A 12,814-nucleotide genomic window follows, 5' to 3' on the forward strand; every position below is an offset into this window, starting at 1 on the left:
GATTGTCGATCGCAGCGTTATTCGCTGCGGCCAAATACATATCCGTTTTAAACCAGCTTGCACCAAGTCAAGCAACTACTCGAAACTAAACAGTGTCACGAATGCAATCTCAGCAATGCAAACCTGAAGGGAATAGAATGGCAAGGATTTAACTTGCAGAGAGCCAACATTGAAAATGCTAACTTCTCAAAAGCAAAATTGGCGAATGCCAACCTAAAAAATGCTAAGTTAAATAGAGCGAACCTGACTGGATCTGATTTGGGCTGTAGCGGCATAAGTTTCAATCTTTATTCTAATCAAAAAGAAGCAAATATGGATTTTAAAGTTAGTGCAGTCCCCGAAAATAATAACCCAAAAAATGCAGTAGTTGGTTTTAACATGAAAGCAACAGATCGAGGAACCATAATGCGTTTTAACCTGCCGGGATGCGCCGACTTAGAGAATGCTAGATTGCAGGAAACTAAAATGCCCGATGGCAACATTCATCCTTAATTGCAGCAAATACAGCAATCTGCTGTGTCCTCATTTGTCAACTTCTTTTCATTCTTTCCGCTCTCTTTTTTCTCTTTCTCTGTGTCCTCTGTGGCCTCTGCGGTTCATAAAAAAAAAACCGCCGTCTGAATAACAGACAGCGGTTTTTTAAGCAACTAACAGCCCCTAAAATTAGTGAGCAGAACCGTTACCGTGATACTTGTCGCTGTCGTAGAATCCGTTTTTTGTGCCGAAGAACAGACAGCAAACGGTGAAAACTGCCGTCAAGACTGCTAAAACTAACTTAACGTCCATAATTTACTGTGTCCTATTGAGTGCAAATACTCAGATTGTAGAATCTTTTTGGCTGGCGCGGCCATCTACCAACGTAGCGCCAGATTTGCTGGGATGTTCTCTGGTGCGGCAGTTTCCTGACGGCGAGACGATTCGGGGAATTATTGTCGAAACCGAAGCTTACGGCCCAGGAGACCCCGCTTGTCACGCTTATAGGCTGCGAACTCCTCGCAATGAGGTGATGTTCGGGCCTGCGGGTATGAGCTACGTTTACTTAATCTACGGGATGTATCACTGTTTCAACGTGGTGACGGATGCAGAGGGAGTTGCTAGTGGTGTGCTGATTCGAGCTTTGCAGGTAGATGCGGTTCCCCAACAATTCGCTGGAATTCCCGATAAGAAGCGATCGCGCCTCGCCGCCGGGCCTGGGAAACTGTGTAAGGTACTGGATATCGATCGAACTTTAAGCGGTTTTCCCTTGGGTGCAGGCCAACCGCTGCGCTTGGAACACCGGAGCGATCGCTTTCAGCAGGCTCTGGAGGAGGGTACAATAAATTTTGTGCAAACTACGCGGATCGGGATTTCTCAAGGAATTGATTTGCCTTGGCGCTGGTATGTAGGGAACTCTAAGGCTGTGTCACAACTCTAGTAATGTCAAAGGTATCAGTGTAAATTTTGTCGCTTATCTTAGTGAAATTATGACTTACTCTTCTGAAAATCCGATCGTACAACTCAAGAAATGCCTAACCCTGGTTCAGGATGTTAGCACTCACACCGAAGCCAACCGGGCCTTCGAGCAATTGTGCGGGATTATCGATGCTGAAAATCCAATGGCAGCGCAACTTTTGGAGATGCTGTGGGAAGAAGCAATTATGGCGAGGCGATCGGCTTTATTTTGGCAGCAAATGAGCGATGTTGAGAAAGATATGGCTAATAGAATGATGGAAAATATGACGCAGATGAGACAAAATTATTTGCGGTTGATGCAGGAAATGTAAGATTGGGCAATGGGTAATTGCTAATTAGTAATTACCCATTGCCCAGACTGCGATCGGAAACGAGAAAAACGAGCAAAAGCAGGGTAAGCGCATCTAATTTAGTATCAAATATAACAGACAAAAAATGGCGGTACAGTATTATCGCCGATCGGTTTGTCTGAGAGATTCTATAATGACTCTCAAGCACGGATTCTGTTGAACCCCTATTGACTGGATACTTATTCATATCTTGCCCTTAAAGTCAAGTACAATTTATACCAAATTAGATGAGTTTACCCTGCCTTGTGTCAAGCCTAATTGAGATGCTCTTACCCTGAAGTTAGGAATGCTAAAAATTGACAGCGAATCATCCCATCAAAACGCAACTGAAGATGAAGTGTGCGGACTTTCGGTAGATTCTGGCATCTGTCTTGTCAAGCATTACGAAGCTACCCGATGCAGCGAACAACCCGATCTAGTTGTGCAGGAGTTTTTGGAAATATTGAGTCAGGCATAGGAAAGTTTTAAGTCTGCAATTGTCAGCTATTTTGGCATATTTGCGGGGGTTTAATTTTCTACTTATTGTAGCATGGTTAATTCAGCACCATACTCACTAGGATTTTTAAATTTTTTTATCCATATTTTAACAAATAAGGTGGGCATTGCCCACCTTACTCTTAGTCCGCGAAGGCGGACTTTGTTTGTGTAGCCTCGAATTCGATTTGGCAGGTTAACATCGGGTTTTTAATCCGATGTTACTAACCCCGATTCTTCTCCGACCAAATCCGAGTTGGCAGTCCCCAAACATAGACAAACCCTTCGGCCGCCTTGTGGTCGAATTCGTCTTCTGCGCCGTAGGTTGCTAAGTCGAAACTGTACAGAGAATTGTCAGATTTGCGCCCGACAATTGTGGCATTTCCTTTGAATAGTTTGAGCCGCACGGTTCCAGTTACTCGCTTTTGGGTGTCCTGAATAAATGCGTCTAAAGCTGTTTTTAAAGGGTTGTACCAAAGACCGTTGTAAATCATTTGGCTGTAGGTTTCTTCGATGCCTCGCTTGTATCGCGTTACATCTGCTGTCAGCGTCAAACTTTCTAAGTCTCGGTGCGCGTGCATCAAAACTAAAATCGCTGGGGTTTCGTAAATTTCCCGCGATTTAATCCCGACTAGGCGGTTTTCAATCATGTCGATGCGCCCGACTCCGTGATTCCCAACTATTTCGTTGAGTTGGGAAATTAAGGCGACTGGTGATAACTCTTTGCCGTTCAAACTGACAGGATTTCCGTACTCGAAACCGATTTCAATGTATTCGGGTGTGTCGGGAGTTTGCTCGATCGCCTTTGTCATCAAATACACCTCTTCCGGCGGTTCCGCCCAAGGATCTTCGAGGATTCCGGCTTCAATTGCCATACCCAATAAATTGCGATCGATACTGTAAGGCGAAGACTTCTTCACGGGCGACGGAATGCCGCATCTCTCGCCGTAAGCAATTGTTTCCTCGCGGCTCATTTTCCACTCGCGGGCCGGTGCTAAGATTTTAATCTTGGGATTCAGCGCGCCGATCGACACATCGAACCGCACCTGATCGTTTCCCTTGCCGGTGCAACCGTGGGCGATCGCATCTGCACCGTACTTTTCGGCAGCTTCCACTAACAGTTTAGCAATCAGCGGGCGAGCGAGGGCTGTAGAAAGGGGATAGCGGTTTTCGTAAAGTGCGTTGGCTTGAATCGCTGGAAACGCATAGTCTTTGACAAATTCCTCAGTAGCATCAATTACCAGCGATTCCGAAGCACCGGATGCTAAAGCTTTTTTGCGGATCGGTTCTAATTCGTCTCCCTGTCCCAAATCCGCAGCCAAAGTAATTACTTCTTCAACACCCCACTCGTTTTTGAGGTAAGGAATGCAGACGGAGGTATCGACTCCGCCGGAATATGCTAGGACAACTTTTTTAGCGCGACTCATGGGCATTTACATCCTGAATTTAACTGACATTTTGCACTATTGTCACCAAGCTTTTTTGGGCGGGCAAGATGCCCACCCCACATGAAAATTAAATTTTTGTGGAACAGGCATCTTGCCTGTTCTGGAGAATGGTGCAAGATGCCCACCCCACAAAAAAATGTCATTTTTGTGGAACAGGCATCTTGCCTGTTCTGGAGAATGGTGCAAGATGCGATATTTAACCAACTTTGTATTATGCACCTAATTGAGATCGATTCTTGTCAGAAATAGTACAGATTTAGATATTCTTTTTTTGCTAAACTTGGCTATTTCCCGGGCGAGTTGCTGCGAAAAATCTGCTACCGTGGGATACGGTAACTGTGGCGATGGGGAAAAGCCGTGTTTTTTAGTGTTGTGATTCCGACGTACAATCGTCAACCGATTTTGGCAAAATGTCTGCTGGCTATGGAAAATCAGCAGTTTGGTAGCATTGTCAGAGATTATGAGGTGATTGTAGTCGATGACGGCTCGACGGACGGGACGATCGAGTGGTTGGCGGCAAATGCGGAGGATTTGTCTCACGTGCGATCGATCTGTCAATCTCACCAAGGCCCCGCCGCCGCCCGGAATTTGGGCGTTGAAGATGCTAAGGGCGATACGATTATTTTTATTGACAGCGATTTGGTGGTAACGGAGCATTTTTTGCAAGCACACGCAGATGCTTTGCTACAGGGTTACAAGGATAGTGATGCGGTTTTTACTTACGGCAGCGTGATTAATACTTGCAATTTCGACAATCCCACCTCGGAACCTTACAAAATAACTGATTTTTCGGCGGCTTATTTTGCCACGGGAAATGTGGCCATCGCCCGCCACTGGTTGATGGAAGCTGGACTGTTTGACAATCGCTTTCAACTGTACGGATGGGAAGATTTAGAATTGGGTGTTAGGTTAAAAAAATTAGGTTTGAAACTGATTAAATGTCCGGCTGCTGTCGGCTATCACTGGCATCCACCTTTTAATTTAGAGCAAATTCCGGGCATGATTGACCGAGAAATTCAGCGGGGAAGAATGGGTGTTTTGTTTTATCAAAAGCACCCAAGTTGGGAAGTGAGGCTGATGATTCAGATGACTTGGCTGCACCAAATACTCTGGGGAGTTTTATCTTTGGGCGGGATGCTGAACGAGCGGACGATGGCTCCTTTTTTGCAGTGGTTGATTGACCGAGGCAAGCCGCAGTTAGCTTTAGAAATTGCTCGAATTTTTCTGAATTGGTATAATGTCAAAGCCGTGTATGTCGCTTACAGTGAATTGCAGGCTGATACAAGGATGTCATAGGTTAGCCCGATCGCACAAACAAAACATAACATATTGTAGGAGCTTGTCAGGGCGGGTTTATTTGCCGTTTAGACTAAGTAGATATACTGCAAAAACACAGCACCGAGCAACCCGGTAAATGCAGGTAAAACCGGGTTCTAAACACTATAAAAGTTTTACGTTTAATGAAACTTGGCTGCTGAGTCGGTGATTTGACGCATATCGGCTATTTTCTCGCTCTGCTGTGATAAATTGCTCTGAAAAGAATAAAGAAAAATTAAGAAATTTCTGATAAAGTTAATACACATATAAGAGGTGCGCTATCTTGGCGATCGGACGGTTCCGCTGCCATAGCGTTAAAAGGAGGCTGAGGGTCTGATTTATCCTCCCATAGCTGATAAAGGCATCGCCTACAGTCGCTCATTGACCGCCAGCGCTGGAAAAACAGGATGTGGAGCTGATTAAAACTGTATTGCTCAAATCCGCGCAATCAATCAACCTCTACCCAATACTCTGGCTGCTGCAAGCTAATAGTTCTACCTACCAATAGTTGTGGGCTTTAATGAAGTTAAAAAATTATTAAACAAATAATTTGAGGGGATCTGTTGTGAATGAATCTGACAAAAACTATCCAAAAATACAAACACTCGCTTCAGAAAGCGATGCTTTAAAACAAAACATTTTAATGGTTGACGACCAACCAGAAAACTTGCGTCTTTTATCCCATGTTTTGTCTGAGCAGGGATATAAAGTGCGGCCAACATTGAATGGAAAATTGGCTCTGCGCTTGGCTAAATCGACTCCACCGGATTTGATTCTGCTGGACATCATGATGCCCGGTATGGATGGCTATCAAGTCTGCGAACTGCTAAAAGCTTGTCCGCAAACCAAAGATATTCCTGTGATTTTTATCAGTGCTTTAAATCAAGTATTTGATAAAGTCAAAGCTTTTTCGCTGGGGGCAGTAGACTACATTGCTAAACCGTTTGAAATACAAGAAGTGGTGGCTCGCGTCGAAAATCAACTGCTACTCAGTCGGCTTTCTAAAGAACTTTTAGCAAAAAATGCGCTTCTAGAAGCTGAAATAGAAGAACGCAAGCGGATCGAAGCACAACTGCGAGAAAGCCAGCACTGGCTGTCGGCAATAATTAAAACGAATCCTAATCTATTGTACGTTTACGATTTGATAGAAGAGCAAACTCTCTATATAAACCGCGAAATTTATAGCGATCTTGGGTACAGGTTTGAAGAAATACAGCAGATGGCAAGCGCATTTATTCCTAAGTTAATACACCCTGACGATCTCCCTGCATTCTCAGCACAAAGAAAAAAAATTGAGACAGCAAAAGATGGCGAAATATTTGATTTTGAATACCGGATACAGCACAAGAATGGTGAATATCGGTGGTTTTGCGGCCGGGAGAGCGTGTTTGCCAGAACAGCGCAGGGCAAACCTTGTAAAATTCTGGGAACTGCTGCTGAAATTAGCGATCGCAAACAAGCAGAACTCGAACTTAAAACAGCTTTGGCTGCTTTGGAACGGCAAATCAAGCAAAGATTTCTGCTAGAAACAATTAGTCTGGAAATTCGCTACAGCTTAAAACAGGATCAAGTTTTTCAGACAGCGGCGGCCCAAATCGGTCGAGTTTTTAATGCCGATTGCTGCATGATTCACACCTACATAGAAGACCCAATTCCCCGTGTTCCTTGTGTGGCTAAGTACCAAAAATTAGAATCAGAATCTATTCTAGATGTAGAAATTCCAGTGCAGGACAATCCGCACGCTCAGTTTGTATTGTCCCAAGATAAAGCTGTGGTTTGTGACGATGTTTTGGCCGATCCGCTGCTAGAAAATCTCAGAGATTTGTGCGGTCAAGTAGGTCTGAAGTCGATGATGGTCGTGCGCACTTCCTACCAGGGAAAAGCCAACGGAATGATCTGCTTGCAGCAGTACGATCGCCGCCACTGGACGCAAGATGAGAGCAGATTGTTGAAAACTGTAGCCGCACAAATGGGAATCGCGATCGCTCAAGCTAATCTTCTCGAACAAGATAAGCAGCAGCGACTTAAACTTCAACAAAGCGAAGCTAGTCTAGCAGCAGCCCAGAAAATCGCCCACATCGGCAGTTGGGAATATGATTTCCTCACAAATAAAATTACTTGGTCAGAAGAAGTATTCCGCATTTTTGGTCTTGACTCAACCGCACCTGAACCGACATATGCCGAAATCAGCGAGATGTATCATCCCGACGACAGAGACTTGTTTCAACAAACTCTCACTCTCGCTATCTCACGAGGAACTTCCTACAAAAAAGAGTTCCGAATTTTGTATCCGGGCGGTCAAATCCGATACGTGGAATCAAGGGGAGCATCTATTTTAAACGAAACCGGGCAAGTTATTAAACTATTGGGAACAGTAATGGATATCACCGATCGCAAAGAAGCCGAAGCAGCTTTGCTTCTTAGCGAAGAACGTTTTTATCTGGCATTTGAAGGCAGTGCGACTGGATTGTGGGATTGGAATCTTGCCACGGGAGAATTCTATTTAAATTCGCGGTGGAAGACGATGCTGGGATATGAAGTAGAGGAGGTAGAAAATAGTTTCCAATCGTGGGAGAAACTCGTACATCCAGAGGATTTCCCTCTGGCTGTAGCAGCGCTAAATGCTCACCTGGAAGGCAAAAATCCGACTTACGAAGTGGAATTTAGGATGCTGACAAAATCCGGCGAGTGGAAGTGGATTTTGGCTCAAGCTAAGGTTGTGGAACGCGAGGCATCGGGAAATCCTTTGCGGATGACGGGGACGCACATCGATATTAGCGATCGCAAACAAGCCGAAGCAGATTTGCAATTTAGCGAACAGCGAGAACGAGAAAAAGCGCAACAGTTAGAAAAAACTTTGGAAGATTTAAAAAATGCTCAATCCCTGCTCATTCAAGCCGAAAAAATGTCAACTATCGGGCAAATGGTAGCGGGAGTTGCCCACGAAATTAATAACCCCGTCAGCTTCATCTACGGCAATATTATTCCCGCCACACAGTACGCTCGCGATTTGGTAAAATTGATCCAGCTCTACCAGCAACACTATCCCGAACCTGTTCCCGAAATTGCCGAAGAATTGACAGAAGTAGAAGTAGATTTTATCGCTGAGGATTTCCCGAGAATCCTGGCTTCAATGCAAGCAGGTGCTAACCGAATTAAGCAGATAGTGCTGTCTTTGCGAAACTTTTCGAGACTCGACGAACAAGATCGCAAAGTAATCGACATTCATGAAGGGATAGAGAGCACTTTGGTGATTTTGCAGCACCGCTTGCAGTCGCAGCCAAAACGTCGGGAAATTCAAGTTATTAAAAGTTACGGCGAACTGCCAAAAGTCGAGTGTTATCCGGCTCAATTAAACCAGGTATTTATGAATTTGCTGTCGAATGCGATCGATGCTTGTGAAGAGTCATCAGTCATCAGTCATTCGTCATTAACAAACAACATTCCAACAGTTACAAATGATTCAGGACAAATTTTTGAGAAAAATCCTATGATTCGCATTAGCACTGAAATAAATAGGGACAATCAAGTTGTTGTGCGGATTGCTGACAATGGGCCCGGTATCCCTCCCGAGGTTCAGTCAAGGATATTTGACCCGTTTTTTACTACCAAACCGGTGGGAAGCGGCACTGGTTTGGGATTGTCGATTAGCTACCAAATTGTGAAAGACACGCACGGCGGTAAGTTGGAGTGTCATTCAGAGGTTTGCCGGGGAACAGAATTTGCGATCGCACTGCCGATTTCGCAAAAGTTGAAACTTAAAAGTTAAAAGAAGGAAGTTCGGCAACGGATTATGTAACGGATTTAACGGAAGGATCTATTTTAGGGTGAGTTAGAATCTGATATTTTTAGCAAACAGTTTAGCATTTAGTTTCTTTTTATCCTAATCGTGATACAATTAAAGGCTACTTTTTTCGCTGCTAGAGGTTGCACTCTTTGTGTGACGAGCCAACATTGCAGTTTTTCTCTAGCAAACTCTGTTAACTTAAGTCTGTAGCATCTACCACATTTTAACTGAATTATGACTGACTCAATTCGCTTCCTGATGTGCGCTCCCGACCACTACGACGTGGATTACGTGATTAACCCTTGGATGGAGGGCAACGTCCACAAATCATCGCGCGATCGCGCCGTCGAACAGTGGGAAAAACTCTACCACGTGCTCAAAGAAAACGCCGTGGTAGACCTCGTGCCGCCAGAAAAAGGCTGGCCGGATATGGTTTTCACCGCCAACGCAGGCTTGCTTTTAGGTCATACCTTCGTCCTCAGCCGTTTCTATCATAAAGAACGCCAAGGCGAAGAACCCTATTTCAAAGCATGGTTTGAGAATAAAGGTTTCACAGTTCACGAACTACCGAAAGACTTGCCGTTTGAGGGCGCTGGCGATGCTTTGCTCGATCGCGAAGGACGCTGGTTGTGGGCCGGATACGGCTTCCGTTCCGAACTCGACTCGCACCCGTTACTCGCAAAATGGCTCAACATAGAAGTGCTTTCGCTGCGTTTAGTAGACGAACGTTTCTATCACCTAGACACCTGTTTTTGTCCCCTCACAGGCGGCTATTTACTCTACTATCCAGCCGCATTTGACTCGTACTCCAACCGCTTAATTGAAATGCGAGTTGCGCCGGAAAAACGCATTGCCATTGAAGAAGCAGATGCCGCAAACTTTGCTTGCAATGCTGTCAATATTGACAAAGTTGTGGTAATGAACAAGGTTAGCGAAGCCTTGAAAACGCGCATTACTCAGGCAGGTTTTCAAGTAATTGAAACGCCGATGAGCGAATTTCTGAAAGCAGGCGGCGCCTGTAAGTGCTTGACACTCCGAGTGACGGAACCGATGCAAGAAGATCGATCGGCAAACGTGATGGTAGAAAGCCGCACAATTCGCATGGACGGCCACCTGCTCGATGCTGGTTTAATCAGCCGTGCTTTAGACTTAATTGTCGATCTCGGCGGCAGTTTCCAAGTGCTCAACTTCAATCTGGGAGAGCAGCGGCAAAGCACATCTAGTGCCGACGTTAAAGTTTCGGCTCCTTCCCACGATGTGATGGAAGAAATGATGGGAATGCTGATTGACCTCGGTGCAGTACCGCCGCCGCAAGAGATTTGCGACGCTAGTTTGGAACCTGTGCTGCAAGATGGCGTCGGCCCGGACGACTTTTATGTTAGTACGATTTATCCTACTGAAGTGCGGGTAAGCGGTCAGTGGGTGAAGGTACAAAATCAGCGGATGGACGGTGCAGTTGCTATTACTGAAACTGCTGATGGCCCAGTTGCTAAGTGCAAATTATTGCGCGATTTAAAAATAGGTGAAAAAGTCGTTGTTGATGTGGTCGGCATCCGCACCATCCGCAAAACAGAATCGCGGGAACAGCGCAATTCTCAAGAATTCAGCTTTATGTCTGGGAGTGTTTCTAGCGAGCGCCGCGTAGAATTGGTAGTGGAACAAGTAGCGTGGGAATTGCGCCAAATTCGCGATCGCGGAGGTAAAGTTGTAGTTACCGCAGGGCCGGTTGTCATCCACACGGGCGGCGGCGAACATTTAGCGCATTTGATTCGCGAAGGTTACGTGCAAGCGCTGTTAGGTGGAAATGCGATCGCAGTTCACGACATGGAACAATCGAGCATGGGAACCTCTTTAGGGGTTGACATGAAACGCGGTGTTGCTGTGCGCGGCGGACACCGACATCACTTGAAAATAATTAACACTGTGCGGCGCTACGGGAGTATTGCTAAAGCTATTGAAGCAGGGCTGGTTACTAACGGTGTGATGTACGAGTGCGTGAAGAACAATATACCGTTTTCTCTTGCCGGTTCGATCCGCGATGACGGCCCGCTTCCCGACACGCAAATGGATTTAGTTAAGGCTCAAGAAGAATATACTGAGCTGTTGCGGGGCGCGGATATGGTGTTAATGCTGTCGTCTATGCTGCACTCAATTGGTGTGGGAAATATGACGCCGGCCGGTGTGAAGATGGTCTGCGTGGACATTAATCCGGCGGTGGTGACGAAATTGAGCGATCGGGGTTCGATCGAATCTACTGGAGTTGTTACCGATGTGGGATTGTTCCTGAGTTTGTTGGTGAATCAATTGGATAAATTGACCAGCCGCCATCATGTAGCTCAATCTGTTTAGATTTAGCTAGTAGACATCTCCCATAATTATTGTGAAACAGGCATCCTGCCTGTTCAAGACAGGCAATTCTTGCGATGTTTAGTAGGGTGCGTCAGATTTGAGATTTTCAAGTTGTACGGAAAGCATATTTCTGACGCACCGTTTGGCGAGGTGCGTCAGTTTTGAGATTGTTGATTTGCATCGGAAATAATCTTACCTGACGCACCCTACATTAACTGGCGAAACTTTAGCTTTGGCAATCCAGATCGTATCGAGGATTGCTTCAGAGTCGTACTCGTGAAAAATCAGCCGTTTTAAACCAGAGATAAATTCCGGTGAATTTAGCGTATTTTGGCATTCTAGACACCAATCATTACTTTGAGTATTTAGGGCATTTTTGACTGCCACAGGACGTTCAATCGCATCTTTTAATAGACTTCTTGCAAAAGTCCTTTTAAGCAAATTTTCGGACGGGCAAGATGCCCATCCCACAAGAGAAAAAACTTTTTGTGGGATGGGCATCTTGCCCGTCCCAGCTATTTTTGCAAGAGGTCTAATAAAGAAAGACCTCCCGCAGATTTGGCAAATTTTGGGGAGATTTGCTGGTGCAGTATCCGGTTGGGGTCAATGTAATCTTTGCGCCAAGGTGCATCGGGGATGAGAACTTGACAGGCGGGAGCAAGTATGATACTGGCAGTAAGAATCGGTGGATTTTTAACTGGGCGGCCTTCTAATGACTGTTGAGATTCTAGGCGGCTGATTACCTCGATTGCATAGTTTTTGTCTGCTGCGTTTAACGGTGTGTTTCTGTACTCGGCTGCTAATTGTTCGAGAAAATTTAGGTAATCTTGCACAACGGGCGATCGCCCCAACAATCATCTTCTCAAGTTTGCGATTAGGCGATCGCTATTTCACCCAACTACAAATATTCCCAAATGATTTGATGTGTTTTAGAGGGCGATCGCCAATAATCTCTCCGAACTCAACAACAAAGTCAACTATTTTTGCTTGCCCAATCTCGAATAGAACCAGATTGCCTAAGTTATCAATTTTTATAAAATAGGTTTTGCTAGTCATTCAACGACTCAATTCCTTGCTCTTTAAGTCTAGATAATCCATCTTTCATAGCTTTAACTTGCTCTAGTGAATGTCCTTGCCAAATTGCAACTTCACCAACAACCTTAAACGGATATAATGAACGATAAGACATTGTTGGATTACCAGGGAATTTTCTATCAGTTAAATCAGGATCATCTTCAATGGGTCCTGTTGGTTCTACTAAATATATTCTTTCACACCCTTCCCCCAAGGCAAGTTCAGCCCCCCAAATAGCGGCATCTAAGGTTGCTGTCAGGAAGATATACTTAGCTTTTTTTCCTTGTCCAAAATTTGAGCCGAAACCAACTTCAATAAAGTCTCCAATCTTTAGGGCAACCTTTGTTCCATGAAAGAACGTCTGAGAAAACGGTGTTGCGTTAGGTTCGATTAATTTTTTCTTGCTTTCACTATTTTCCATTGATGTAACCTATCATTAATATTTTTCTTGATTGCTGAAATTGTTCATTACAATTACTGCTAAGCTGTGTTGCATCTAGATTGCCTATGGTATTAGAGAGGGAGAGGGGGAGAAGGGGAGAGGGGGAGAGGATTTGACGATT

The 12,814-nt window shown here is 44.9% G+C and carries 13 protein-coding genes; 8 read left to right on the forward strand and 5 right to left on the reverse strand.

The window, feature by feature from the left end:
• The first annotated feature begins 57 nt into the window (after positions 1-57).
• Positions 58-492 carry a pentapeptide repeat-containing protein gene (locus QUB70_RS14180; RefSeq protein ID WP_332981204.1) on the forward strand — a complete coding sequence of 145 codons (435 nt, stop codon included), beginning with the start codon at positions 58-60 and terminating at the stop codon, positions 490-492.
• Between the two features lie 171 nt (positions 493-663).
• On the opposite strand, the gene QUB70_RS14185 is transcribed toward QUB70_RS14180, so the two are convergent.
• Positions 664-786: a hypothetical protein gene (locus tag QUB70_RS14185; protein ID WP_096830678.1), complete on the reverse strand. Its 123-nt coding sequence runs from the start codon at positions 784-786 to the stop codon at positions 664-666.
• Positions 787-802: 16 nt separating this feature from the next.
• On the opposite strand from QUB70_RS14185, the gene QUB70_RS14190 reads away from it, so the two are divergent.
• The 3 genes from QUB70_RS14190 (at position 803) to QUB70_RS14200 (ending at position 2,259) form a co-directional block, all read left to right on the forward strand.
• Positions 803-1,414 (forward strand): DNA-3-methyladenine glycosylase, encoded by a 612-nt coding sequence (locus tag QUB70_RS14190; protein ID WP_332981209.1) that lies wholly within the window; start codon positions 803-805, stop codon positions 1,412-1,414.
• 49 nt (positions 1,415-1,463) lie between these two features.
• Positions 1,464-1,763 (forward strand): hypothetical protein, encoded by a 300-nt coding sequence (locus tag QUB70_RS14195; protein WP_332981210.1) that lies wholly within the window; start codon positions 1,464-1,466, stop codon positions 1,761-1,763.
• 325 nt (positions 1,764-2,088) lie between these two features.
• Entirely contained in the window at positions 2,089-2,259 is a 171-nt protein-coding gene (locus QUB70_RS14200; RefSeq protein ID WP_332981213.1) for a hypothetical protein, read from the forward strand.
• A 241-nt stretch (positions 2,260-2,500) separates the two neighbouring features.
• Here QUB70_RS14200 and QUB70_RS14205 read toward each other — a convergent pair whose 3' ends face one another.
• Positions 2,501-3,703 carry an argininosuccinate synthase gene (locus QUB70_RS14205; protein WP_332981214.1) on the reverse strand — a complete coding sequence of 401 codons (1,203 nt, stop codon included), beginning with the start codon at positions 3,701-3,703 and terminating at the stop codon, positions 2,501-2,503.
• A 138-nt stretch (positions 3,704-3,841) separates the two neighbouring features.
• Here QUB70_RS14205 and QUB70_RS14210 point away from each other — a divergent pair, with 138 nt between their 5' ends.
• From QUB70_RS14210 to argZ, 4 genes are all read left to right on the forward strand, one after another.
• Positions 3,842-3,973 (forward strand): hypothetical protein, encoded by a 132-nt coding sequence (locus tag QUB70_RS14210; RefSeq protein ID WP_332981215.1) that lies wholly within the window; start codon positions 3,842-3,844, stop codon positions 3,971-3,973.
• 108 nt (positions 3,974-4,081) lie between these two features.
• On the forward strand, positions 4,082-5,020 hold the full coding sequence (locus QUB70_RS14215) for a glycosyltransferase family 2 protein (RefSeq protein WP_332981216.1): 939 nt from the start codon (positions 4,082-4,084) through the stop codon (positions 5,018-5,020).
• 586 nt (positions 5,021-5,606) lie between these two features.
• Positions 5,607-8,810, forward strand: coding sequence for a PAS domain-containing protein (locus QUB70_RS14220; RefSeq protein ID WP_332981218.1), 3,204 nt, complete (start codon positions 5,607-5,609; stop codon positions 8,808-8,810).
• A gap of 252 nt (positions 8,811-9,062) precedes the next feature.
• The gene (gene argZ / locus QUB70_RS14225; protein ID WP_332981220.1) at positions 9,063-11,177 is read left to right on the forward strand and encodes a bifunctional arginine dihydrolase/ornithine cyclodeaminase; all 2,115 of its coding nucleotides are present in this window, start codon (positions 9,063-9,065) and stop codon (positions 11,175-11,177) included.
• 192 nt (positions 11,178-11,369) lie between these two features.
• Here the strand turns inward: argZ and QUB70_RS14230 are convergent, their stop codons facing one another.
• From QUB70_RS14230 to arr, 3 genes are all read right to left on the reverse strand, one after another.
• Positions 11,370-11,678 (reverse strand): hypothetical protein, encoded by a 309-nt coding sequence (locus QUB70_RS14230; RefSeq protein WP_332981221.1) that lies wholly within the window; start codon positions 11,676-11,678, stop codon positions 11,370-11,372.
• 14 nt (positions 11,679-11,692) lie between these two features.
• Positions 11,693-12,010 (reverse strand): hypothetical protein, encoded by a 318-nt coding sequence (locus tag QUB70_RS14235; protein ID WP_332981223.1) that lies wholly within the window; start codon positions 12,008-12,010, stop codon positions 11,693-11,695.
• Positions 12,011-12,225: 215 nt separating this feature from the next.
• Positions 12,226-12,642 carry an NAD(+)--rifampin ADP-ribosyltransferase gene (arr, locus tag QUB70_RS14240; protein ID WP_442927786.1) on the reverse strand — a complete coding sequence of 139 codons (417 nt, stop codon included), beginning with the start codon at positions 12,640-12,642 and terminating at the stop codon, positions 12,226-12,228.
• Positions 12,643-12,814 lie beyond the last annotated feature (172 nt).

Source organism: Microcoleus sp. A003_D6, assembly GCF_036702825.1.
Classification (GTDB): Bacteria; Cyanobacteriota; Cyanobacteriia; order Cyanobacteriales; family Microcoleaceae; genus Microcoleus.